The following is a 24,020-nucleotide window of genomic DNA, read 5'->3' as shown; positions in this document are numbered from 1 at the left end:
GGTAGTCCTCCCGCTTTGCAGCATCTCTCGTGAACGCGGCCCCGCCTGACAGGCAGCGGGACACCCCAGGGATACTTAACGTGGATGTCGGGTCCCATTGTTCCCGGTGGGTCCGACGTTCCCGGCGCCAGCCCCCGCATGACCCGTCCGCGGGCGGTGGCGAAGCCCGTAGTCGAAAGGCCTCCCAGCCCGGTGACGAACCAGCAGATCCCGCAGGACCGGTACGGTTCGCGTGCCCGCTCGCGGACGCGCCCGGGCCTCCGCTGGGCGCTGATAGCGGTCGTGCTGGTCGCCCTGGTGGGCGTGGCGATCGTGGGCTACCGCAACCTCGGCAGCGCGCCGATCGAGGGCAAGCAGGTCGCGTTCGAGATCCTCGACGACCACTCGGTGCAGATCGTCCTCGAAGTCCAGCGCGACGAGCCCCAGCGGCCCGCTGACTGCGTGGTGCGCGCCCGCGCCGAGTCCGGTGCGGAAGTCGGTCGCAAAGAGGTCCTGATCCAACCTGCGGACGGCATCACCAGGCAGGAGACTGTCTTGCGGACCTCCGCCCGGGCGACCATCGGGGAGGTGTACGGCTGCACTTACAACGTTCCTGAATATTTGTCCACCCACCTACGGCCGACTGGGTGAACACCGGCGTACCGCGCCGGGTGCTGGGAAAATCCCGCCCCGGGTCGTGGTGCTTCGTGCTATTGTCGACTTCGGCACGGTCCCGCGCGGGCCGTGTTTTTCCGTTACTTGGCTATCGCCAAGGAATAAAGCGCGGAAATGCAATTCGCCCGTGGGGAAACGCGGGCCGCAGTCGACGAGGAGTGGTGACCGTGAGCGAGACCCAGGTGACCTGGCTGACCCAGGATGCTTACGACCGGCTCAAGGGAGAGCTGGACGAGCTCGTGGCCAACCGCCCGGCGATCGCCGCGAAGATCAACGAGGCTCGCGAGGAAGGCGACCTGCGGGAGAACGGCGGCTACCACGCCGCACGCGAGGAGCAGGGCCAGATCGAGGCCCGCATCCGCCAGCTGCAGGAGCTGCTGCGCACCGCCAAGGTCGGCGACGTGCCCACGGAGTCGGGCGTCGCCCGCCCGGGCTCGGTGCTGACAGTCCGCTACGACGGCGAGGACGAGACCGAGAAGTTCCTGCTGGCCACCCGCGAAGAAGGCGCGCATGGCGACCTGGAGGTCTACTCGCCGAGCTCCCCGCTGGGCAAGGCGCTGCTGGACGCCAAGGAAGGCGAGATCCGGGAGTACGAGCTGCCCAACGGCGGCACGATGACCGTCACCCTGGTCAAGGCCGAGCCCTTCTCCGGCTGAGCCGACCTGATTCTTCCCGCGGGCGTCCCCGGCAGAGGGGGACGCCCGCTGTTCTTTGCGCCAGATCAGGGCTCCGGGCGCGCGCCATCGGCCGCTAGGCGTTCGAGCAGCGGGCGCACCCTCGGAGCCACCGGCGTGGACAGGGCGATCGACGTCGAGGTGCGCCGAACCCCGGACACCCCGACGATCTCATCGATGACCCGTTGCAGGTCGGCGTTGGAGCGGGCGACCATCCGCACGAACAGGTCCCCCTGCCCGGTCGTCGCGTGCACCTCGCACACCTCGTCGATCGCCGCCAGCTGCTCCGCCACCAGGCGCCGGTGCCCCTGCGCGATCTCCAGCACCGCGAAGGCGGTCAGGCCGTAACCCATCGCCGCCAGGTCCAGCTCCGGCGGGAAGCCCAGCAGGACGCCGCGCTGCACCAGCCGATCCATCCGCGCCTGCACGGTGCCGCGCGCGACGCCGAGCCGACGCGAGCACTCCAGCACCCCGAGCCGGGGCTCGTCGGAGAGCAACAGCAGCAACCGGGCGTCCAACGCGTCGAGCCCCTCAACATTGGGAGCCATTTCACATCCTTGTTCAGGTTGACCAATACAGCCAGCGATTCGGATCAAATACTTGTCAGTTTGTGCAGCGAAATCAACGGCTGTTGCTCAGGATGACCTGTCAGGCGCACGCTGGCGCCGTCACCGCTTCGGCGAAACACGGGGAGGACATCGTGACCGGCACCGTCAACCACGGCAGCCAGACCGGGCAGCTCGACGACGTCACGTTCGACCAGCTGCAGCGCCTCGTCGGCCTAGTCGAACACGACGACTCGAAGGACCCGTTCCCGGTCAAAGCACTCGATGCAGTGGTGTTCGTCGTCGGCAACGCCACCCAGAGCGCGCTGTTCTACCAGGTCGCGTTCGGCATGGAGCTGATCGCGTGCTCCGGTCCCGAGCACGGCAACCGGGACCACAAGGCCTTCGTGCTGAAGTCCGGGTCGGGCCGGTTCGTGCTGAAGGGCGCGGTAGACCCGGACAGCCCGCTCGCCGACCACCACCGCCGGCACGGCGACGGCGTCGTCGACCTCGCCCTCGAGGTGCTCGACGTCGACAAGTGCGTCGAGCACGCCCGCGCGCAGGGCGCCACGGTGCTCGAAGAACCGCACGACGTCTCCGACGAGCACGGCACGATCCGGACGGCGGCGATCGCCACCTACGGCGAGACCCGGCACACGCTGCTGGACCGTAGCCGCTACACCGGTCCCTACCTGCCCGGATACGTCGCACAGCAGGGCAGTTACGTCAAGCCGGCCGACGCCCCCAAGCGGCTGTTCCAGGCCGTGGACCACTGCGTGGGCAACGTCGAGCTCGGTCAGATGGACCGCTGGGTCGAGTTCTACAACCGCGTCATGGGCTTCGTGAACATGGCCGAGTTCGTCGGCGACGACATCGCTACCGACTACTCGGCGCTGATGAGCAAGGTGGTGGCCAACGGCAACCACCGGGTCAAGTTCCCGCTCAACGAGCCGGCCGTCGGCAAGCGGAAGTCGCAGATCGACGAGTACCTGGAGTTCTACCGGGGCTCGGGCTGCCAGCACATCGCGCTGGCCACCGGCGACATCATCAAGACCGTCACCGCGATGCGGGCCGCCGGCGTGGAGTTCCTGAACACGCCGGACGCCTATTACGACGACCCGGCGCTGCGGGCCCGGATCGGCGAGGTGCGGGTGCCGATCGAGACGCTGAAGGAGCACGGCATCCTGGTCGACCGCGACGAGGACGGCTACCTGCTGCAGATCTTCACCAAGCCGATCGGCGACCGGCCGACCGTGTTCTACGAGCTGATCGAGCGGCACGGTTCGCTGGGCTTCGGCAAGGGCAACTTCAAGGCCCTTTTCGAGGCGATCGAACGCGAGCAGGAGCGCCGCGGAAATCTTTGAACATTCACGGTCCGATGGGATCAGCCTTCGGACACGAGGGTGAAGCCCGCGGCTTCTAGTTCGTCGACGACGTCCTGGCGATGCTCGGGGCCGCGGGTTTCCAACGAGATCTCGACGTCGACCTCGCCAAGCGCGAGCGCGCCGGAGATCCGGGAGTGCTCGATATCGAGGACGTTCGCGGAGAGCTCGCCCAGCTTCGCCAGCAGGCCCGCCAGCGAGCCGGGCCGGTCCGGCAGCCGCACCCGCAGCGAGAGGTAGCGGCCTGCCGAGCTCATGCCGTGCCGGATCAGCTGGAGCAGCAGCAACGGGTCGATGTTGCCGCCGGAGAGCACCGCAACGGTCGGCGATGTGACCTGCTCGGGGTGTTCCAGCAGCGCCGCGACGGCGGCTCCCCCGGCCGGTTCGACCACGAGCTTCGCCCGCTCCAGGCACAGCAGCAGGGCCCGCGACAGGGCCTCCTCGCTGACCGTCAGCACGCCGTCGACCAGCTCCGCCACGTGCGCGAACGGGACCGGACCCGGCTCGCCGACAGCGATCCCGTCGGCCATCGTCTGGGTTTCGGCCAGCCGCACCGGCTTGCCCGCGGCCAGCGAAACCGGCCACGCCGCGGCCTGCTCGGCCTGCACCGCGAGCACCTTGACGTGCGGGTGTTCGGCCTTGACCGCCGCAGCGATACCCGCGACCAACCCACCGCCGCCGGTGGGCACCACGATGCTGCGGACTTCGGGGAGCTGGGCCAGGATCTCCAGCCCGACAGTGCCCTGACCTGCGACGATGTCGGGATGGTCGTAAGGGTGGATGAACTCCGCCCCGGTCTGTCGCGCGTACTCCCGCGCCGCCGCGAGCGTTTCCCCCAGCGCAACGCCGCGCAACCTGACGTCGGCGCCGTAGGACTTGGTGGCCGCCAGCTTCGGCAGCGGCACCAGCTCCGGCATGAACACCGTGGCGTGGATGCCGAGCAGCGACGCGGCCAGCGCCACACCCTGCGCGTGGTTCCCGGCGCTTGCGGCGACCACCCCGGCGGCACGGTGTGCCTCGTCCAGCGCGAGCAGCCGCGCGTAAGCGCCGCGGAGCTTGAACGAGCCGGTGCGCTGGAGGTTCTCGCACTTGAAGAAGACTTCGCCGCCGCAGTACTCGCCGAGCACCCGGGAATGCTCGACGGGGGTGCGCCGCACGATCCCGGCGAGCTGCTCGTCGGCGGCCCGGATTCGGTCCAGATCGACCAGCGGCATGGGCCAATCGTGCCACCGCGCAACGCGGGCCACCTGCGGCACTTTCGGTACCCTCGAACGAGCGGCCGGTCGCCCGGACCGCACCGCGAGGAAGGCTTGGCAGCCGACGAGGGCTGTGAGGAGGGCTTGGCAGCCGACGAGGGCTGTGGCGGGGCAAGCTGTCGCGGAGGGGGCATTGCGCAGTCATCGAGCACCCGTGAACACCGGCCCCGGTGTCGCGCATGCCGCTCGTCCGACGTTGGTGCCGGGGTCGAACATAGGAGGAAGCATGACGCGGCTGACCCCTATGAACAGCGCGTTCCCGCTGGTCACCGGCCTTGCCACGGCGGCGGCCCTGTCCGGCGTAGCGGTGTTCGCGGTGCTGCAATCCGGATGCGACGAGCCGGGCTCCTACCGTTCGCAAGACGGCGTGGTGGAGCTGATCGGCGGCTGCCTGAAGCCCGACGACCTCCCGGTCAATCCCCGCTACCCGACCGACACCCGCCCGCTAGGCAGCAGCGACCCGTCCCTCGAACGCTGATCCCGAGCCGCCATCCCAGAAGCGGGGGCGCAATTTCGCGAGAAATTGACGTTCACCCGGGTGATGGTCAATTTCTCGCGAAATTGACCATCACCTGGGTGAAAGGGGTCAGCCGAGGGCGTTGAGGAGGTCCTCGACCAGGTCGTCGGCTTCTTCGATGCCGACCGACAGCCGCACCAGGTCGGACGGGACCTGCAGCATCGAGCCCGCGGTGCTGGCGTGCGTCATACGACCCGGGTGCTCGATCAGCGACTCCACCCCGCCCAGCGATTCGGCCAGCGTGAACAGCCGGGTGCGCGAGCAGGCCTCCAGCGCCGCTTCCTCGCCGTCTGCGTGGAGGAACGAGACCATCCCGCCGAAATGGCGCATCTGCTTCGCCGCGACCTCGTGGCCGGGGTGCTCCGGCAGTCCCGGGTAGAGCACCTTCGCGACCTTCGGGTGGCCGACCAGCGCGGTGACGATGCGCTCGGCGTTGGCGCTGTGCCGCTCCATCCGCACGGCGAGGGTCTTGATGCCACGCAGCGTCAGGAACGCGTCGAACGGCCCAGGCACCGCGCCCGCCCCGTTCTGCAAGAACGCGACCTGCTCGGCGAGCTCGTCGTCGGAGGTGACCACCGCGCCACCCACCACGTCGGAATGCCCGCCCAGGTACTTGGTGGTCGAGTGCACCACGACGTTCGCGCCGAGCTCCAGCGGCTGTTGCAGGTACGGCGAGGCGAAGGTGTTGTCCACGACCAGCTTCGTGCCCGCATCGCGGGAGGCCTGCGCCAGGGCGGCGATGTCGCCGACGTTGAGCAGCGGGTTGGTGGGCGTCTCGACCCAGATCACCTTGGTGTTCGGGCGGATTGCCGCCCGAACTGCGTCCACATCGGACACCGGGGCGGGGGTGTACTCGATGCCCCAGTCGGTGAGCACCTTGTCCACCAGCCGGAACGTGCCGCCGTAGGCGTCGTCCGGGATGACCAGGTGGTCCCCGGGCCGCAGGGTGGCGCGCAGCACCGCGTCGGTTGCCGCCATGCCCGAGGCGAACGCGCGCCCGTGCCGGCCGCCTTCCAGCGCGGCCAGGCATTCCTCCAGCGCGGTGCGGGTGGGGTTGCCGGTGCGGGAGTACTCGTAGCCGCCGCGCATGCCGCCCACCCCGTCCTGGGCGTAGGTCGACGTGGCGTGGATCGGCACGATCACCGAACCGGTCGTCGGGTCTGCCTCCTGGCCCGCGTGAATGGCGCGGGTGGCGAAGCCGTCACTCATGTGGAGCAGCGTACGACCCGGCCGTCGCAGCGGCGCACCGGGCAGAGGAACGCCCGGCCGCAACGGCCTGCTTGGGCGAGCGCGCCTCAACAACAGGATTAGCGCCGCCGCATCAACAGCCAGCTTCCGTGCCGCCAAATAGAGCAATTTACATTCGTTCATCTGCACGACCGGATGGAACTGGTTCCTCAGGAGCAAATTTCCGCAATTGTCGCAAAAAGACACCATTTTGGACCGTCCCCCCATTAGCGTCAGCGCCGCAATCAGACGTAAGTGTGGGGTGGGGAGTCAATCTGAGATGAAACAGAAGAAAGCGATAACTTCTGCCCTGAAGCGTTTTTCACTCGCAACGCTCGGAACGCTTGCAAGCATGCACTGATCACGCTTGGCAAATGCCGCAGCGGACTATCGGACTCAACCGCACCAACCTCGTCACCCGCCGCGGTAATCAATGAGGCCAGGCCAACCGCATCATGCGGCTCGACGCCGGCCAATTCATGCGCGAACCTGGGAATCCTCCGTTCGACTGGTCGACGGATGGATGCTCCGCTCCCATCCCCCCGGGAGCGAGAGCTGGAACATACGTTTCTACACACCGCATGTGCGCAGCACGACTTTGGCTACCGCAACTACGGGGGCCAAGTAATTGAAGAAGCGTGACCCCCAGGGCTAAGGCAAGATCGCGCGGAGTGATCAACTCGGCTCGTAGGGTAGCCGGCCGGGTTGGCGTGCTGGGCCGGGAGATGGAGGATGGCCTCCTTCTGGGATCATGGAAATTGCGAAAACCAAACTCCAGAAGAAGGCCATCCGTTGTCATTTTCTCATAGCTCGTCATGGGCGTCGTTTCCGGGTAGCGCCGACGGTGATGATGCCGATCTGGCGGAACTGATGAAGTTGCTCGGCAAGGTGCCGGATCGCCGTAAGCGGAAGGGCCGTGTGTACAGTTTGGCGTTCCTTCTCGCGGCGTCGTTGATCGCGGTGCTGGCGGGCGCGTCGAATTTCCGGCAGATCGCCGACCAGGTCGCCGATCTGCCGGCGTCGTTACTGCGGAAAATAGGTGGACGATGGTGCTGGTTCCGCGGGTTTTTCCGTGTCCCGGATACGTCCACGATCCGGCGCGCACTGGAAAATGTCGATGTAGCGAAGCTGGAAGGACTGATCGGGCCGTGGCTGCTGCGTCATGCCCGGCCTATCCCGGGCGGCACGTTGCGACTGGCTATCGACGGCAAAGTGCTGCGCGGTTCGTGGATCGGGGATCACGAGTCGTTCACGCTGTTCTCCGCGATGATCCACTGCGATGGTGTCACCGTCGCCCAAGTGGCCGTTCCCTCGGGCACCAACGAGATCACCCAGGTCAAGACCCTGCTCGACGGTGTCTCCCGCGGTGTGGACGGCCGTGTGGTGGTCACCATGGACGCCGTGCACACCCAGCGAGAGACCGCCGAATACATCGCCGGCGAACGCGGATTCGACTACGTTATGACAGTAAAGGGAAATCAAGCGGCGCTTAAGAAAAAGATATACGACCGCACTCTTCCGTTCTTGCGGAAAACCCCGCATCATGTCGTCGTCGATGACACCCACGGCCGGATACGCCGCTGGACTACCTGGATTACCGACGCCGACGGAATCGATTTCCCACACGCGCGCTCCGTAGCCTGCGTCAAACGAGAAGAAACAACCCTCTCCGGAGAACTCGTCAGCAAAGAGCACGCCTGGATCATCACCAGCCAGAACACCACCACAGTCACCGCCGAAGACCTGCACGACCAAGTCCGCGACCACTGGGGAATAGAAAACAAAAGCCATCATATCCGTGACACAACATACCACGAAGACGCACAACAAATCTATACCGGCACCGGCGCCCATATACTGGCAACATTACGGAATACCGCAATATCGATGCTTCGCATAACTGGACACAACGACATCCGCCGGACAACCGAATGGATCAGCAGGGACCGCACACGAACACTCCCCGTCCTGTCACTCCAAGTTGCGGGGCGCAACACACAGTGATCTTGCCTTTGCCCTGGCGTGACCCCGGACTTCAAGTCCGGGGCCACGCTCTTTGACTCATCATCAGCAATTTACCACTGCGGGGGCTGCGGCGGCTGTTGCCCGCCGGCAGGCGGGAAACCACCGGGCTGCTGGCCCGGCTGGCCGAACTGCTGCGGCGGCGCCTGCTGACCGAACTGCTGCGGCTGACCGAACTGCTGCGCCTGACCGAACTGCTGCGCCTGACCGAACTGCTGCGCCTGACCGAACTGCTGCGGCTGGGCTGGCTGGCCGAAGCCGCCCTGCGGCGGCTGGCCGTAACCACCCGCGGCCGGCGCTGGCGCACCGGCCTTCACCTTCATCCCTTGCGTGGTGGACGGCAGCCACCACAACACCAGAATCGCGGCACCGATCAACAGTGTGATGATCCCGGAGAGGACGGCCCCCTGCACGATGTTGACGATGGCTCCGACGACTGCAAGGCCGGACATCACCGTGACCAGGATCCGTCCCCACTGCTTGCCCTTGCCGCCGAACAAGGAACCCGTGATCCACAGGCCACCCATGACCAGAACCAACAGGATAATGATGATCCCGTATACCGGAATGAACGCCAGTGCGGCAATGCCGCCGATAAGACCGAAGATCACGGAAAGCGCAGCGAGACCGATGGTGACCCACTGCGCCACCGGCAGCGTGCCAAGACTTCCCTGGCCCGACGGGGCGGGCTGGCCGTAGGCGGCCTGGGGCGCCGGGGCGCCGAAGCCGGCCTGTGCCTGCGGGGCCGGGAAGCCGCCGCTCGGCGGGCCCGACTGCTGCGGCTGCGCCGGGAAACCGCCGGGCTGGCTCTGGGTGCCCGGCTGCTGGTACATGGGCTGCGGGGGCTGCATCGACGGCGGCACCATCGCGGTCGCCTCCGCACCGCCGCCCTGACCGGCCAGGCCTGGCTGCTGGTACATGGGCTGCGGCGGCTGCATCGACGGCGGCACAACCTGCGTCGAGTCGGACGGCGGCTGCTGGCCCTGCGCTTGCACAGGTCGGACGACCTGGGTCGCGTCGCTGCCAGCCTGGTTGGGGTCCTGCGGGTCCATCCGGTTCGAAATGGGGTCCGAACCCTGCTGACCGCCGTCCGGCGGCTGCGGAGAGCTCATCGGGTGTCCTACTCCTCGAGGCTTAAAGCAAAAATCCTGGGCATGCGATCACACACGCTAGCTGATCGACCAGCAGCGTAGTGCCGTTCCGCAACAAGTCGTCATCGGCCAGCGATGAAACCGAGCACATCCTGTCGGGTCACCACGCCCGCGGGCTTCCCGTCGATCAGCACCATGGCCCCATCGGCCCCGGCCAGCGCGGCCATCGCGGCGCTGATCTCCTCGCCCGCGCCGATGGTCGGCAGCGGCGGCGACATGTGCAGCTCGACCCGGTCCGCGAGGTTCGCGCGGCCGGCGAACAGCGCGTCGAGCAGGTCCCGCTCGTTGACCGCGCCGACTACCTCGGCGGCCATGATCGGCGGCTCCGCGCTGACCACCGGCATCTGCGAGACGCCGAACTCGCGCAGGATCGCGACCGCCTCGGCGACGGTCTCGTTCGGGTGAACGTGCACCAGGTCTGGGATGGTGCCGTCCTTGCGGCGCAGCACGTCGCCGACCGACCCGCCGCCGTGGTCCGGGGACAAGAAGCCGTAGGAGGCCATCCACGAGTCGTTGAAGACCTTCGTCAGGTAGCCGCGGCCGCCGTCGGGCAGCAGCACGACGATCACGTCGTCCGGGCCGGTCTTCTCGGCGATCTTCAGGGCCGCCGCGACCGCCATCCCGCAGGAGCCGCCGACCAGCAGCGCCTCCTCGCGGGCCAGGCGGCGGGTCATCTCGAAGGAGTCGGCGTCGGAGACCGCCACGATCTCGTCGCAGATGTCCCGGTCGTAGGTGGTCGGCCAGAAGTCCTCGCCAACGCCTTCCACCAGGTAGGGCCGCCCGTTGCCGCCGGAGTAGACCGAGCCCTCCGGGTCGGCGCCGATGACCTGCACCCGGCCGTCGGAGACCTTCTTGAGGTAGTCGCCGGTGCCGGAGATGGTGCCACCGGTGCCGATGCCGGCCACGAAGTGCGTCACCTTGCCGCCGGTCTGTTCCCAGATCTCCGGGCCGGTGGAGTGCACGTGCGATTCCGGGTTGGCCGGGTTCGCGTACTGGTTCGGTTTCCAGGCGCCCTCGATCTCCTGGACCAGGCGGTCGGAGACGTTGTAGTAGGAGTCCGGATGCTCCGGCGGCACGGCCGTCGGGCACACCACGACCTCCGCGCCGTAGGCCTTGAGGACGTTGCGCTTGTCCTCGCTGACCTTGTCCGGGCAGACGAACACGCAGCGATAGCCCTTGCGCTGGGCGACCATCGCCAGCCCCACCCCGGTGTTGCCGGAGGTCGGCTCCACGATGGTGCCGCCCGGGCGCAGTTCGCCGGACGCCTCCGCGGCCTCGATCATGCGCAGCGCGATGCGGTCCTTCACGCTGCCGCCGGGGTTCAGGTACTCAACCTTGGCAAGCACCGGGGTTTGCCCGGTGGCCACCGCGTTAAGCCGCACCAGCGGTGTGTTGCCCACCAGTTCGGTGACGTGCTCGACGTAGTCCACGTCCGGTCCTCGATCCTTCGTAACTGCTGCTCGCCGGGTGTGTGACGTCGAGCCTAATCGGCTGGTCACCGGCTAACTCAAGGGACCTGGAACGCGACATATGGTCAAGGGAACGATTTCGGTCCGCGCCGCGTCTTGCCTAGTGACGGGAGTGAACGCCCGCACGGACCCAGGGTGAGTGAATATTTCCCGTCCCCGTGGTGCGGCCGCCGACCCGGCCGCAGGACTGGTGAGGGAGGGCCGAATGATCGCGGCGAAGGCGTTCCGGCTCGCACTGCTGGCGGCGGGCACCGCCGGCGGACTTTCCGGCGCGGCGTACGGGCTGCTCAACGGGCAGTCCCGGTACGCACGGCGGGTGATCGGCCCACCGGGCAACGATCCCGTGCGCGCCGACGGCATTCACCTGCCCAGCGGCGTCGGTCCGGTGCCGCGCCGAGAGCTGTCCGACGACGTCGAACCGCTGGAGCTCGCCGTGCTGGGCGACTCCGCCGCGGCCGGGCTCGGCGTCGACTTCCCGGCCGACTTGCCCGGGGTGCGCCTGGCCCGTGGCCTCGCCGAGGAGCTCGGCAGGCCGGTCGCGCTGACCACGCGCGCGATCGTCGGCACCACCTCGCAGGAACTGGCAGCGCAGGTGGACGCCGCGCTGATCCGCCCGCCGGAGCTGGTGATGATCATCATCGGGGCCAACGACGTTACCTCGCGGCTGCCGGTGTCGGCCTGCGCGGAACTGCTCGGCGACGCGGTGCGGCGGCTGGTCGACGCGGGTGTCGCGGTGGTCGTCGGCACCTGCCCGGATCTGGGCGCCATCCGGCCGATCCCGCAGCCGCTGCGCTCCGTCGCGCGGCACTGGAGCCTCGCGCTCGGTCGCGCGCAGCGGCGCGTGGTGGAGGCGTCCGGCGGGCGCGCGGTGCCGCTGGCGGACCTGCTGTCGCCGGAGTTCCTGGCACGGCCGGGCGAGTTCTTCAGCCCGGACCGGTTCCACCCGTCGGCGGCGGGCTACGAGGCGGCGACGACGATCCTGCTCCCGGCGATGTGCGCGGCCCTCGGCGAGTGGGAGGGCGGCCCGCTGCCACCCGCCCCGACCAGGTCGAAGGCGGCCGAGGCACGCCGTCCGACAAGCCGGATCGTGGCCCGGCTCAACCAGCGGCTGCACCGCCGCGCGGACTCCTGACCTCACCCGAAGCAACGTACTGACCGGTCGGTTTGCCTCTTGTCCGGTGACCGCCCGCACCGCCAGGATGGGGGCACCGGTCTTAAAGTGACCGATCGGTAGGTCATGTCGCCCTGAGCGGTCGCGAGCGCGGCGTCCCGCCCGCCCGCGACCGCGGACAAAGGAGTTCCCATGCCTGAAGCAGTCATCGTCGCCACCGCGCGATCCCCCATCGGCCGAGCCGGCAAGGGGTCGCTGAAGGACCTCCGGCCCGACGACCTCACCGCGCAGATCATCCGCGCCGCGCTGGACAAGGTGCCCGAGCTGGACCCGGCCGACATCGACGACCTGATGCTGGGCTGCGGGCTGCCCGGCGGCGAGCAGGGCTACAACATGGCACGCGTGGTCGCCGTGCTGCTCGGCTACGACCAGCTGCCCGGCACCACCGTCACCCGCTACTGCTCGTCGAGCCTGCAGACCACGCGGATGGCCCTGCACGCGATCAAGGCCGGCGAGGGCGACGTGTTCATCAGCGCCGGGGTCGAGATGGTGTCCCGGTTCGCCAAGGGCAGCTCCGACTCGCTCGAGGACACGAAGAACCCGCTGTTCGCCGACGCGCAGGCGCGCACCCAGCAGACCGCCGAGCAGGGCGCGGACTCCTGGACCGACCCGCGCACCTTCGACGAGATCCCTGACGTCTACATCCCGATGGGGCAGACTGCCGAGAACCTCGCCCGGCTCAAGGGCATCAGCCGCGACGAGATGGACGACTTCGGCGTCCGCTCGCAGAACCTGGCCGAGAAGGCGATCGCCAACGGCTTCTGGAGCCGCGAGATCACCCCGGTCACCATCCCCGGCGGCAAGGTCGTCGACGCCGACGACGGGCCGCGCGCGGGCGTGACCAAGGAGGGCGTCTCCGGGCTCAAGCCGGTGTTCCGCCCCGACGGCCGGATCACCGCGGGCAACTGCTGCCCGCTCAACGACGGCGCCGCCGCCCTGGTGATCATGAGCGACACCAAGGCCAACCAGCTCGGCCTGACCCCGCTGGCGCGGGTCGTGTCGACCGGCGTTTCCGGCCTGTCGCCGGAGATCATGGGCCTCGGCCCGGTGGAGGCGTCCAAGCAGGCCCTGAAGCGGGCCGGGCTGGGCATCGACGACATCGACCTGGTGGAGATCAACGAGGCGTTCGCCGCCCAGGTGATCCCGTCCTACCAGGACCTGGGCATCCCGCTGGAGAAGCTGAACGTCAACGGCGGCGCGATCGCGGTGGGGCACCCGTTCGGCATGACCGGCGCCCGGATCACGACGACGCTGATCAACTCGCTCCAGTGGCACGACAAGCAGTTCGGCCTGGAGACCATGTGCGTCGGCGGAGGGCAAGGCATGGCAATGGTCCTGGAACGCCTCAGCTGATCTCGTTTCAGTTCCAGACTCGTTCTTTGGGCGGCTAAGCAGCTGAGCCGCTTGCGACGGCTTGGGCACGTCTCTGGCGACTCGTCGCGGTGGCGGTTTACGGCCGGAAGCGGCTTCGCCGCGTGCCGGACGCCATCCGGTCCGCCTGCTGGGTCACCGCCAATCTGCACCACGAAGACCAGGAAGCCAGGCACGAAACGGGGCACCACCGTCCGCCGTGGACGATGGTGCCCCGTTCTCAGGTCAGGAGCCTGGGATCAGTCGCTGCTCTGGAAGTAGGAGAGCAGGCGGAGGATCTCCAGGTAGAGCCAGACCAGGGTGGTCATCAGGCCGAAGGCGATGTACCAGGCGAACTTGGCGTCCACGCCGCCCTTGATCGCCTTGTCCGCGGCGTCGAAGTCGAGCAGGAAGCTGAACGCCGCGATCCCGATGCACAGCAGGCTGAACGCGATGGCGAGCCCGCCGCCGTCGCGCAGCCCGAGGCCGCCGGGGGTGAAGAAGCTGGCGATCAGGTTGACCAGCATCAGCACCGCGGCACCGGCCACCGCACCGATGATCCACTTGGTCAGCTTCGGGGTGACGCGGATCGCACCCGTCTTGTAGACCACCAGCATGGCCGCGAAGACACCGATGGTGCCCGCGATGGCCTGGATGATGATCCCCGGCGAGAACAATGCGCCGAACACGTAGCTGATCCCGCCGAGGAACACGCCCTCGACGGCCGAGTAGGCGATGACCAGCGCCGGGCTCACCTTCTTCTTGAAGATGATGACCAGCGCGATCACCAAGCCGACGATCGCAGCCGGCAGCGCCAGCGCGACGGCCGGCGGCCCGACCAGGTAGGTCAGCGTGCCAGTGATCACCGCCAGGCCGAGAGTGATCGCGGTCTTGGTGACCACGTCGTCGATCGTCATCGGACGCGCGGTCTGCGGCGGCGCGACCGGCGCCTGGCCGAAGGGCGCGGTTTGCCCCTGACCGTAGTTGAAGTTCGCGTAACCGCCGGTCGTCGGCAGGTTGCGGAACGCTGGGTTGCTCGTTGTGCGCAACTCATCCTCCTGGGGCGTGCTTGCGCCGTCACTCGGAACAACGATCGGGGGCGTTGACCGGTTCCCGTTTCGGTAAAGCTGACTTTACCGTTCTATCTCGCCGGCTCCCACCGCGGTGGAGCACTACTCGATATCGATTTCGCGAACAGTCACGATCTCCTGGCCTTGCCAACCGCTCACCGGCAGGCTCAACGGGTGGTCGAAGCGAACGATGCGTGCGCGATCTTCGGCGTTGCGTAACCGTAACCGAGAAGGTCCATCTAATGGCCTCGTGAGATCTGCCGGCCCGGGCCCGCGAGCCGTTCGGCCAGGGCGGTGCGCACCGGCTGGTGCAGGTGACCTGCGGCGGTCCCCACATGGGCGGCGACCTCGGCTACGACGAGAAACCGCACGTCGTCGCCACCCCGCCGTAAGCCGCAGCCGAACACGCGAAAGGGCCGGTGGGAGTTTCCCTCCCGCCGACCCTCCGCCACTTCTTCCGAATCACGGAACCCGAGTTCCGTTGACGCAATTTCAATGGAAATCAGACCTTCGATTTCCATTGAAATTGCGGACTCAGCGGCGCTTCTTGCCCTTCTTCGACGCCGCCTGCTTGCCCGGCCGGTTCTTCGGCTGGTTCTTCTTGCCGCCCGGCCGCTGGCCGTTGCTGCTGCTCTTGGTCGTCTGCTGGCCGCCCGCTGTCGCGGCGGCCGGTTCCGCCTCCGACTCCCCGTCGGCCGCCTTGGCCTCCGGGCGCACCGGCTTCTGGCCCGGCTTCGGCCGCGGCGCGGACTTCTTGGCCTCGATCTCCTTTGCCTTCTCCCGCTCCTGCTCGCGGTCGATCTTCTTGGTGAGGAAGTGTTGCTGGCCCAGCGTCCAGACGTTGTTGGCCAGCCAGTACAGCAGCACCGCGATCGGCAGGAACCAGCCGGAGATGATCGCGCCGACCGGCGCGATGTACATCATGAACTTGGCCATCATGGCCGACTGCGGGTTGGCCATCGCGGCGTCGGTCTGCTTCTTGACCGAGAGCCGCATGGTGAAGAAGGTGGCCACCGAGGCGATGAGCATCAGTGGGATGCCGACGATCATCATGGACGTCCGGTCGGTGCCGAACAGCGCGAGCTGGTCCGCAGGCTGGGTGATCCAGTTCGAGAGCTTGGCCCCGAAGATGTTGGCGTTGACGAACGACTCGACGCCCGCCCGGTCGAAGACAAAGTTGCTCTGCGCGGTCGGCGTGAAGTTCTGCAGGACGTGGAACAGGCTCAGGAACACCGGGATCTGCAGCAGCGCGGGAAGGCAGCCGCCGAGCGGGTTCACCCCGTGCTCGGACTGCAACTTCTGCATCTCCTGCGCCATGCGCTGGCGATCGCCCTTGTACTTCTCGCGCAGCTTCTGGATCTGCGGCGCGAACTTCGCCATCTTGCGCCCCGCGCGCAGCTGGCTGATCGCCGGCTTCAGCAGCACCACGCGCAGCGAGAACACCAGGAAGAACACCGAAAGCGCCCAGGCGAAGCCGTTGTCCGGCCCGAACACGGCACCGAAGACCTTGTGCCAGAACCACAAGATCGCCGACACCGGGTAGAGGATGAAGGAGAAGAAACTTTCCACTCAAGCCACTCCTGGTTATGGCCCGGCTATCCGGCGCAACCGGGGCGTACATGCGCAGCCGTACCCGTCGCGAAATGCAGGAACAGCCATACCCAGGGTGCCATGCCTAGCCATCGCCCGGCCGTCGCCCCTGGAAATGTGGCGCGGCTCAAGCCGCCCGCGCGCCGGGCTCGACCCCCATTTCACCTGCTCACCCGGTCCGGCGTGGCCAGCGACCAACCGAGGCTGCCGTCCCGGTCGAACCGCCGCTTCAGCGCCGCCGACAGCCCCCTGCTCCGGTCGTCCGGCATCGTGTTGGTGGCGACCATGCCGCCGACCGACGGGCCCGGACCGACCTCGGCCGGCGGTTGCAGCGGATGCTCCGCCAACCGCTCGTTCACCTCGTCCAGCTGCCACCCGGCCGTGTTGCCCGAAGGTGCCCTTCACCGCCTTTACCGCTTCAAGGCGCGGGCGATGATCCGGCCCGCGAACAGGTAGATCAGCGCCGCGAGGCCGTAGTTCAGGATCACGCCTATCGTGGCGTCGCCCGGGGTGAACACGTCGCCGAGCCCGAGCACGAAGAACTTCGCGGTCCCGTAGGTGAATGCGACGAAGTCGTTTGCCTGGTTGGCCCCGGTCACCACGAATACGATGTGCAGCACGAAGACCAGTGAGATCAGCGCCGTCAGCACCTGGATGAGGCGACCGATCGTGTCGGCGCTGGGGCCCCGGAACCGATCTCCCCGGCTCCGGCGGTCGTCATAGTCCCGCTCCGCATACCGGCGGTCGTCGTAGTCGCGATCCCGGTGCCGGTCCGGGTACGGGTCCCGGTCGCGGTAGCGATCCCGCTCCCGGTAGCCGTCGTCATACGGATCGTCCCGGTACCGGTCGTCATAGGGCTCGGGATCCCGGTAGCGGTCCGCGTCCTGGCCGCGGAAGGGCTCGGGCTGCTCCACGTCCGGGCGCTGCTGGACGCGCGTCGCCGGGTACTGGTTGGCGGGAGGCTGCTGAACCGGGTGCTGTCCGACCGGCGTCGACTGGCCCATCGGCGTGGTCCCGGCCGGTGCGCCACCTTGCTGGAAGCCCTGCGGGCCGCCAGGCATCGGCGGCCCCGGTTGCCCGGGTTGCTGCCTTCCCTGCTGCCCCAGCCCTTGCTGGCCAGGCGGACCGGGCTGCGGGGAACCTGGCGGACCGCCTTGCGGCGGGCCCGGGGGTACGCCCAGCTGTCCCGGCGACGGACCTTGCTGACCACCATGCGGACCGGGCGGCGGCGTGCCCGGCTGGCCCGGCGGCGGCGGTCCGGGGCAGCCCGGCGGCGGCGTGCCCGGCTGGCCGCCCATCGGCGGGCCCTGCTGTCCTCCCGGTCGAGGGCCGGGTGGCATCGGCTGGCCCGGTCCCTGGTGAGGAGGACCGGGTTGTCCCGGCGGCAGGCCGCCCTGCGGTGGCGGCCCTGGTGGAATCTGCGGTCCTCCCGGTGGGGGCGGTCCCGGCGGCGGGCCGCCCGGCGGTGGGCCGCCCGGCGGTGGGCCGCCCGGCGGTGGGCCGGGTGGCGGTCCCGGTCGGTCGGGCCCTGCTTGTCCGGGGCCCGACCGACCCGGGTCACCGGCTCGGGGGTCTACACGCTCATAGGCCATGGCCGCGCATTGTCCCGGGGTTTCGCCCCGGGGCGAAACCCCCTCGCGCCTGCGCGCCCGATGACACGCACCACAGCCACGCTGAACAGGCAAAACTTGAACTGGCTCGGCAATCTGGCGCAAGGTTGCTCCCAGGACGCTGGTCGTTTCCCGGCCAGAGCGGAAACTGCTGGCCAGGAGAAGTTCACGCGGGAGGCTTCGGCAGGCGTCCTTCGGTGACTCCCCAAGCCAGCGCCTCCCCCAGGACGTGCTCCATCGCCTCAGTGGTCTTGCCGTAGCCCAGCAGTTCTCGCGCCGTCCGATAGAGCTGCTTGGTGTCGTTGGCAGATCCGGTGTCGAGAGCGTGGCGCATCGCGTTGACGATCTCCTCTGGTGCGATTTCGTTGAACTTCCGGCCGTTCTGCTTGGAGTTGCGCCGGAAGCCGCGCCAGGTTGCCGAATCGCAGTGGTCGGGCCAGACGAACCTGATGTTGAAACGACCAGTGACGCGGTACCGATCCGATAGAAACCGCTGCATCAAATGACTGCGGTCAGCACGTAGTCTCTGCAGTTCAAAGCACTTGCCGACCAGCCTCATCAGTCGGTCGATCTCGATCGGTCCCTCGCAGGCGATCACCTTGTCCATGCATTCCTGCACCAGCAGTTGCACGGATTTGTCGTGCGCCAAATCGTCAAGCTGCTCGCGGGTACCGACCGAAGTCGGTTCGAATGGAACGAATTCCTCGACCGCCGTGCCGGGACTGGGTTCGGTGGCGCCGGGAATCGTCACAGCGTCGCGCAGTACCGGTCGATCCGCTTCGACCTCTATGATCGGTACAGCCTCAACAGTCGGCTCTATAACTGGTTCCTCGGTCTGAGTGGGCCATTGCACGTCCAGCACCGGGGAGTCCTCCACCGGCGCTGGCTCAGGCGGCACCGACGAGGCGGCCACGGCCTGATCGATCTGGTCGAGAACGCCGTCCCGATCGGTCATCCACTGCGGCAACCAGACCCGCACCACTTCGGACCAGTTCATCACGTCAGTGAGCAGTCGCGGTGCTGCGTCGCGGTCGGCCAACGCCGGGCGTGCGGCCCACTCCGGGTTGTCGAGCAGGACCGCCACCTGCCAGCTCCGCTGGCCAGGCGAGCGCACCGCGATGTCCACCGTGAAGTGCGACAACCCGTAATGTGCTTCCACCTCGTGACCGCGGGCCCGGATGGCGGCGGCGATCTCCTCGGTGATCCGGTCGAGGTTCGCGCGACCCGAGCGGCCGGTGAGATCGCCCGAAGTGTGCAAGCCCCGGGCTGCTACCTCCAGGTAGGCGCGCAGGTGGTGGATACCTGCGGCCTTGGTGGCCGTGAGGTCAATGTGCTCCGGGTCGAACGAGCTGAACACGATCACCTGCGTGCGTGCCCTGGTCACCGCGACGTTGAGGCGCCGCTCGCCGCCGGTGTTGATCAGCGGACCGAGCTGCAACCGGACTCGACCGGTCTTGGGGTCGGGGGAGAACGCCAGCGAGAACAGAATCACGTCCCGTTCGTCACCCTGCACGTTCTCCAGGTTCTTGACGAACAGCTCCTCGTTGCCGCCGCGGGATAGCGCCTGCTGGATTCGCACGTCATCGCTGCCCTCCAGCAGGTTCAGGACCAGGTCCCGCTGCTGGATGTTGAACGTGACGACCCCGATCGACCGGTCGGCGGTGCGCGGGTCGGCGAGAATCCGCGAGATCTCCGCAACGATCGCCCTGGCCTCGACGACGTTGGTCCGGCTACCGCCCGACTCGAAGTACCCGTCCACCCGCCGCCAGACGATCCCCACGGACTCGTCCCCGCCCGACGCGGGCAGGCTGGCAAGTTTGCCGTCGTAATAATGCCGGTTGGAGAAGGCGATGAGCGACTCGTCGGTGCTGCGGTAATGCCAGGTCAGCAACTCCCGGGGCAGCCCGGACTCGATGCACTCGGAGAGGATGCTGTCGAGGTCCTCTGGCACTGTGGGATCTGCCGACTCCTCGGCATTGCTGGCCTGCATGACGCTGGTGGGCGGCATCTGCTTGGAGTCACCGACCACGACGACCGACTTCCCGCGCCCCATCGCACCGATGGCCTGCGCAACGCGGATCTGCGAAGCCTCGTCGAACACGACTATGTCGAAGTCGATGTCCCCTGGCTCCAGGAAAGCTGCCACCGACGCCGGGCTCATCAGCAGGCACGGGGTCAACCGGCTGATGACATCGAAGTACTGGACGACGGCTTCCCGGAAAGAAAGCCGATCATTGCGGGCGGCCAAGCGCCGCAGCAGCTCTCCAACGCGATCCCGGAACGCAAGATCCCGCTGCGATGCGTTGACGAGCCTGGCAGCGATCTGCTGGGGAAGGCGATCGCGGATCTCGTCGCCGAGTTCGAGGTAGTCGGCTACCTGCTGCTGGTGGGTCTCCGCGTCGAAGTACTCCAGCTCGCTGGCGTGCAGACGTTCGGCAACTGCGGACGCAGCGATGCCGCGGAGGACTGCCATCTCGATCTCCGCGGACGGGACTTCGCCGGCTAGGATCCGAGCGCGGAATTCGGACAGCCCGGCGTCCTTGAGCACATCGGTGTGCGCGAGTACAACGCCCCACCGCTGAATCGCGACCAGGCCGCCGCCAAGTTCGGAAACCCAGCCGTGGCCGTCACGCTCCCAGGAAGCCGCCCAGCCGGAATCCGTCGCCCAGCGGGAGAATTCCTCGTCGGTGGTGTTGAGCAGCTGCATCCAGCGCTGCCAAGCGCCGATGAATCGCGCCAACTCCTCGGCCGGGACGTGCGCGCCGAGCCTACTCAGTGCCTCCCACACGCCTGGAAGTCGGTGACGGGCCTCTCGCGACACCTGCAGTGTGCGGTGTTCAGACTGCACCGCTGCCGCTGCGTCAGGGCGGGTCGGCAACCACGACGGCGGCAACAACAGCCCAGTTACCGCACGGGTGTTGTGTGCGACTTCAGCTGCGGCCTGCCTCGCTTGAGCCGCGACTTGAAGTTTCGCGAGAACGGTCGCTTCGTCGAGCTCCGCGTGCGGAGCCAGGTGTCCCCGCAGGGCATCGACCAAGGCCACGCGGCGCTTCTTCTTGCCGAAAAGCCCGCGATCAGCTTCCGCGGCCTGGGCTTGGAGGCCGTCGAAGGCGGGATGCACGAAAAACTCCGGCCGGAACGTCGCGAGTGCTTCCCGGTGCTGCTGCTGGAACAGGCTGATCGCCCGCACCGCACCCTGCACGACGCCGTCCCATCCGGGTTGCGCGGCCGCCGCGGTCCGGCCGGCGTCCGGGAGCCTTCCTGCCCTGGCGAGCCGGGCTGCCTCGATAACCTGCCCTAGCTGCAGCGGATTCGGCAGCGCACTGATCTGGTGCCGCAACGTCTCCGGTAGCCGTGCGAAACACTGCCGCACGTCCTCAAGCTCCCGTGCGGCGGCAAGGACAGCCTGAGCGTCCGATCCCGCCACGTCGCGACGCCCGCTGATCGCCCACGGGTGCTGCGGCCTCAGCCGCGCGGAGCGCGTTGCACCGGGCAAGTCGCGCGCGGCGGCCTCAACAGCCCGGCGCTGCTGCTCGGGAAGCGAGAAGTAGCTCGGCGGAACGTACGCCGCGGGGCCATCGCCGTGCGCCAACTTCGCCTGATAACCGGACCAGACCGAGAATCCAGCGCCGTTGGTGTCGTGCAGCTGCTCGGGGTACTGCTGCAACGCGGTGGCCTTGGACCGGAACTTGGCGGTCAGCGCGCTCCACTCGTGGGGATCTGCGGGTACCTGCCGCTCTTTCGCGGCCTTGAGCTGCTGGTGGATGCTGCGCTGGGACTGTTTGCGGCCGTGCACGTCCAGGCAGAAGGTGTCGAGTCGGAGTGCGGCGAGCCGCCGCTTTACCACGTCCAGCGCGGCTTGTTTCTCGGCGACGAACAGCACTGTCTTGCCAGCGGCCATGGCATGGGCGATCAGGTTAGTGATCGTCTGGGACTTCCCGGTGCCGGGCGGTCCTTCCAGCACGAAGGAGTGGCCTTGCTCGGCGAGTGCGACAGCCCGCAGTTGCGAGCCGTCCGCAGCGATCGGCAGGAAGAGCTCGGTCTCGTCGATGTCCACCACGGCTGGCGTGGCAGCACCCATCGGCCGACCGGGGCTCTCCACCAGGTGCCGCACCACCGGGTTCCGCATGAAAGTCTCCCAGTGCTGCGTCAGATCACGCCACATCTGGAACGTGGAGAACTCCAGCAGCCGCAGGCTCGCCGTCTCGTCAATCCGGAAGTTGAGATTGTTGTCGACGAGGCCCTGCCGTATCGCGCGCAGCGATGCGCCGATGTCGATGCTGGCTTCGTCGAGGATCGGGTTTTGCAGCACGGGAATCTCGACACCGTGCTTCTGCCGCAGCCACTGCACCAGGCAGTGGTTAGGCGCTGCGATTTCGTCACCGTCGACGACCAGCGTGTAGGGCCGGCGTCCGGTGCCGCCCTCGATGCGCACCGGTAGCACGAACAGCGGTGCGTGCGCCTCACCGCTCGGAGTTGGGTGCACCATCGAACCGAGGGTGAGGTACAGGTAGTTGCTGCCGGTTTCCTGCTCCACGGTCCGCGCCGCGCGCTGCAACTCCCGCATGCGGTCGACGTAGCGTGCCTGGGTCACCGAGGCGTAGACGCGGCAATCGGCGACGAGTTCGTTTGCCACGATCTCGTCCGGGAGCTCCTGCGCGCGCCGCACACCCTGCAGCTCCTGTACACCGCCGAGGATGTCTTGCGCCACGATGTCGAGTGGCTTTCCCGTGTGCACCAAATCATCAAGGTCTTTGAGCGACCCGGCAGGTACGTGCAGGTCCAATCCTTTGCCGCGCTTGGGGAGCTTTAGCAGAGGGTTGCGCAGGCTCAGATCGAGCAATGCACGCCGCCAAGCTCCGATCCGCGGTGGGGCATCGCTGGTGGTGGCCTGCTGTTCGAGGTTTTCCTCATCATTTAGCGCACCACTGGCGATCAGCTCGTCCGGAAGGGCGAGACGGCTCTGCCCCGCTGCTGCCGGCGCCTCCTGGGCGACCCCCGGGGCCACGGGATCCGCCGAAGGCATCGGCCGGATGTCACAGCGGTGCGCGAGATGAACGTCGACCATGCCGTGGAGGTCGCGCGGACCACGCAGGTGGGCGCGGCCCAGCCGAACTGCCTCGGCGAAGTCAACGGAGTCCGCACCGGGGCCGATCCCGGTGAGCTCGACGGCGACCGCCTTCGCGGATTCGACCACGTTGATCATCTGAGCCGGTTCCAGGGATACGCTCTCCGGTAGCCGTTCCTCGTTGAGGAAGAACCCGGCGAACGCATGCCCCCGCACGATCCAGATCAACGGGTGCAGCCCAGCTGCTTCCAGACAGGCCGCGTAGGTGACCGACAGGTCGATGCAGTTGCCCACGCGGTCGCGCAGCACCTCCGCAGTGGTGCGGACCTTCTGCCCGGTGTCTTCGAAGGATGCCGGCATCCCGACGTAGGTGATCGCGTGCTCGCGCAGCGCCTCGTAGATGGCGGCACCGATCTGCACCGCCCGCTTCGGACCGGCCTGGTAGCCCTGCAGCGAGCCGGAACCGGTCTCTCGCTGGAGCAGCGCTCCAGCTGCCCGCAGCACCTGCTGCACCGCGGCGGTGTTGGGCTGCACGAAAGCGGAAATCGACTCGTAGAGCGCCGGAGCGCTCAGCCACTCGTTGTGGGCGAGCACCCTTGACGGAACCGACAGTTCGAGGTCAGCCCCATCCCCGATTCGCACGGCGACGCGATAGGTGACTGGAAACGCTTCGTCGGCGCTCTTCAACGCCGATGCGTCCGGGGCGAACTCGCGGAAGTCGTCCCAGCTCACCACGCCATCAGCGGGCACGGTCACCGCAGCTCGGGTCCACGGCTCGGCGAGCGGTCCGTCCGGCCCGGTGAGCTCCAGCATGACTTCGACCTGTTCGATCGTGACGTCGCCGCGGTTCTCGACCCGGAGATGGTGCACCACCGGAACCCTGTTGTGCACCAACGCGTAGTACATCGCGGGAGGGTGCAACAGCTCGACCCGCAACCGCTCGTTCTCACCGCTGGACGAGTGGAAGACCGAATGGCTCATTGCGCTCGCAATCGGAATAGGCAACGTACTCCCCCAGATGGCAGCACGTCGACATGACTGAACATTAGTTCGGCAAGCCGGACACACCCGTTACCAACCGCGCCGGAAGCCACGTCCCGGCGCGGCCAAAGACATGGTTGAAAAGCAGCAGCGCCCCGGAACGCTTGTGACGGCAAGCCAGACAAGTTGACCCCAACTCCGTAGGAGCTCAGCGGCCTGGCAACGGTGGTGCCGTCCCACCTAAGTAAATCCAAGTGTCGATCATCGCGCGGACCAGCCACGC

At 67.7% G+C, this 24,020-nt stretch carries 17 protein-coding genes and 1 pseudogene; 8 read left to right on the top strand and 10 right to left on the bottom strand.

Annotated features, from left to right (window positions below; all coding sequences use genetic code 11):
- Positions 1-192: 192 nt before the first annotated feature.
- Positions 193-630, top strand: a complete 438-nt coding sequence (locus ACRXBZ_RS24375) for a DUF4307 domain-containing protein (RefSeq protein ID WP_433881077.1) — start codon at positions 193-195, stop codon at positions 628-630.
- Positions 631-821: 191 nt separating this feature from the next.
- Complete coding sequence (gene greA / locus ACRXBZ_RS24370) at positions 822-1,310, top strand: transcription elongation factor GreA (protein ID WP_190818614.1); 489 nt, start codon at positions 822-824, stop codon at positions 1,308-1,310.
- Positions 1,311-1,375: 65 nt separating this feature from the next.
- On the opposite strand, the gene ACRXBZ_RS24365 is transcribed toward greA, so the two are convergent.
- Entirely contained in the window at positions 1,376-1,876 is a 501-nt protein-coding gene (locus tag ACRXBZ_RS24365) for an Lrp/AsnC family transcriptional regulator (protein WP_433881076.1), read from the bottom strand.
- A 152-nt stretch (positions 1,877-2,028) separates the two neighbouring features.
- Here ACRXBZ_RS24365 and hppD point away from each other — a divergent pair, with 152 nt between their 5' ends.
- Positions 2,029-3,237 carry a 4-hydroxyphenylpyruvate dioxygenase gene (hppD, locus tag ACRXBZ_RS24360; RefSeq protein ID WP_433881075.1) on the top strand — a complete coding sequence of 403 codons (1,209 nt, stop codon included), beginning with the start codon at positions 2,029-2,031 and terminating at the stop codon, positions 3,235-3,237.
- 20 nt (positions 3,238-3,257) lie between these two features.
- Here hppD and ilvA read toward each other — a convergent pair whose 3' ends face one another.
- Entirely contained in the window at positions 3,258-4,469 is a 1,212-nt protein-coding gene (ilvA, locus tag ACRXBZ_RS24355; protein ID WP_433881074.1) for a threonine ammonia-lyase, read from the bottom strand.
- Positions 4,470-4,737: 268 nt separating this feature from the next.
- Here ilvA and ACRXBZ_RS24350 point away from each other — a divergent pair, with 268 nt between their 5' ends.
- A complete protein-coding gene (locus tag ACRXBZ_RS24350) occupies positions 4,738-4,989 on the top strand; it encodes a hypothetical protein (protein WP_433881073.1) in 252 nt (83 codons plus the stop codon).
- Between the two features lie 108 nt (positions 4,990-5,097).
- Here the strand turns inward: ACRXBZ_RS24350 and ACRXBZ_RS24345 are convergent, their stop codons facing one another.
- The gene (locus ACRXBZ_RS24345) at positions 5,098-6,237 is read right to left on the bottom strand and encodes a cystathionine gamma-synthase (protein ID WP_433881072.1); all 1,140 of its coding nucleotides are present in this window, start codon (positions 6,235-6,237) and stop codon (positions 5,098-5,100) included.
- A gap of 750 nt (positions 6,238-6,987) precedes the next feature.
- Here ACRXBZ_RS24345 and ACRXBZ_RS24340 point away from each other — a divergent pair.
- On the top strand, positions 6,988-8,259 hold the full coding sequence (locus tag ACRXBZ_RS24340) for an ISAs1 family transposase (protein WP_433878027.1): 1,272 nt from the start codon (positions 6,988-6,990) through the stop codon (positions 8,257-8,259).
- A 71-nt stretch (positions 8,260-8,330) separates the two neighbouring features.
- Here ACRXBZ_RS24340 and ACRXBZ_RS24335 read toward each other — a convergent pair whose 3' ends face one another.
- Positions 8,331-9,389, bottom strand: coding sequence for a hypothetical protein (locus tag ACRXBZ_RS24335; protein WP_433881071.1), 1,059 nt, complete (start codon positions 9,387-9,389; stop codon positions 8,331-8,333).
- Positions 9,390-9,490: 101 nt separating this feature from the next.
- Positions 9,491-10,858, bottom strand: a complete 1,368-nt coding sequence (locus tag ACRXBZ_RS24330; protein ID WP_010694332.1) for a cystathionine beta-synthase — start codon at positions 10,856-10,858, stop codon at positions 9,491-9,493.
- Between the two features lie 244 nt (positions 10,859-11,102).
- Between ACRXBZ_RS24330 and ACRXBZ_RS24325 the strand changes: the two genes are divergently transcribed.
- The gene (locus ACRXBZ_RS24325) at positions 11,103-12,029 is read left to right on the top strand and encodes an SGNH/GDSL hydrolase family protein (RefSeq protein WP_433881070.1); all 927 of its coding nucleotides are present in this window, start codon (positions 11,103-11,105) and stop codon (positions 12,027-12,029) included.
- Between the two features lie 171 nt (positions 12,030-12,200).
- The gene (locus ACRXBZ_RS24320) at positions 12,201-13,421 is read left to right on the top strand and encodes an acetyl-CoA C-acetyltransferase (protein ID WP_433881069.1); all 1,221 of its coding nucleotides are present in this window, start codon (positions 12,201-12,203) and stop codon (positions 13,419-13,421) included.
- Positions 13,422-13,678: 257 nt separating this feature from the next.
- Here ACRXBZ_RS24320 and ACRXBZ_RS24315 read toward each other — a convergent pair whose 3' ends face one another.
- Positions 13,679-14,467 (bottom strand): Bax inhibitor-1/YccA family protein, encoded by a 789-nt coding sequence (locus tag ACRXBZ_RS24315; protein WP_433881068.1) that lies wholly within the window; start codon positions 14,465-14,467, stop codon positions 13,679-13,681.
- Between the two features lie 275 nt (positions 14,468-14,742).
- Here ACRXBZ_RS24315 and ACRXBZ_RS42175 point away from each other — a divergent pair.
- Positions 14,743-14,880, top strand: a pseudogene (locus ACRXBZ_RS42175) (class F sortase); the annotation flags it as partial.
- 142 nt (positions 14,881-15,022) lie between these two features.
- On the opposite strand, the gene yidC reads toward ACRXBZ_RS42175, so the two are convergent.
- The 4 genes from yidC to proA form a co-directional block, all read right to left on the bottom strand.
- Positions 15,023-16,057 (bottom strand): membrane protein insertase YidC, encoded by a 1,035-nt coding sequence (yidC, locus tag ACRXBZ_RS24305; protein WP_433881066.1) that lies wholly within the window; start codon positions 16,055-16,057, stop codon positions 15,023-15,025.
- Positions 16,058-16,239: 182 nt separating this feature from the next.
- On the bottom strand, positions 16,240-16,437 hold the full coding sequence (locus ACRXBZ_RS24300) for a hypothetical protein (RefSeq protein ID WP_433881065.1): 198 nt from the start codon (positions 16,435-16,437) through the stop codon (positions 16,240-16,242).
- A gap of 51 nt (positions 16,438-16,488) precedes the next feature.
- Positions 16,489-17,376, bottom strand: coding sequence for a hypothetical protein (locus ACRXBZ_RS24295; RefSeq protein WP_433881064.1), 888 nt, complete (start codon positions 17,374-17,376; stop codon positions 16,489-16,491).
- Between the two features lie 478 nt (positions 17,377-17,854).
- Positions 17,855-23,737: an anti-phage protein ProA gene (gene proA / locus ACRXBZ_RS24290; RefSeq protein WP_433881063.1), complete on the bottom strand. Its 5,883-nt coding sequence runs from the start codon at positions 23,735-23,737 to the stop codon at positions 17,855-17,857.
- Between the last annotated feature and the right edge of the window lie 283 nt (positions 23,738-24,020).

This window comes from Saccharopolyspora hattusasensis (genome assembly GCF_050972075.1).
GTDB lineage: Bacteria > Actinomycetota > Actinomycetes > Mycobacteriales > Pseudonocardiaceae > Saccharopolyspora > Saccharopolyspora hattusasensis.
This window is presented reverse-complemented; position numbering and strand designations above follow the sequence as displayed.

What these genes read in the sequence shown, in the direction of transcription:
- ACRXBZ_RS24345 (WP_433881072.1), bottom strand. Translation starts at nt 6,237, where the DNA reads ATGAGTGACGGCTTCGCCACCCGCGCCATTCACGCGGGCCAGGAGGCA.
- ACRXBZ_RS24320 (WP_433881069.1), top strand. Translation starts at nt 12,201, where the DNA reads ATGCCTGAAGCAGTCATCGTCGCCACCGCGCGATCCCCCATCGGCCGA.
- ACRXBZ_RS24295 (WP_433881064.1), bottom strand. Translation starts at nt 17,376, where the DNA reads ATGGGCGGCCAGCCGGGCACGCCGCCGCCGGGCTGCCCCGGACCGCCG.
- ACRXBZ_RS24325 (WP_433881070.1), top strand. Translation starts at nt 11,103, where the DNA reads ATGATCGCGGCGAAGGCGTTCCGGCTCGCACTGCTGGCGGCGGGCACC.
- ACRXBZ_RS24340 (WP_433878027.1), top strand. Translation starts at nt 6,988, where the DNA reads ATGGCCTCCTTCTGGGATCATGGAAATTGCGAAAACCAAACTCCAGAA.
- ACRXBZ_RS24350 (WP_433881073.1), top strand. Translation starts at nt 4,738, where the DNA reads ATGACGCGGCTGACCCCTATGAACAGCGCGTTCCCGCTGGTCACCGGC.
- ilvA (WP_433881074.1), bottom strand. Translation starts at nt 4,469, where the DNA reads ATGCCGCTGGTCGATCTGGACCGAATCCGGGCCGCCGACGAGCAGCTC.
- ACRXBZ_RS24335 (WP_433881071.1), bottom strand. Translation starts at nt 9,389, where the DNA reads ATGAGCTCTCCGCAGCCGCCGGACGGCGGTCAGCAGGGTTCGGACCCC.
- proA (WP_433881063.1), bottom strand. Translation starts at nt 23,737, where the DNA reads ATGAGCCATTCGGTCTTCCACTCGTCCAGCGGTGAGAACGAGCGGTTG.
- ACRXBZ_RS24365 (WP_433881076.1), bottom strand. Translation starts at nt 1,876, where the DNA reads ATGGCTCCCAATGTTGAGGGGCTCGACGCGTTGGACGCCCGGTTGCTG.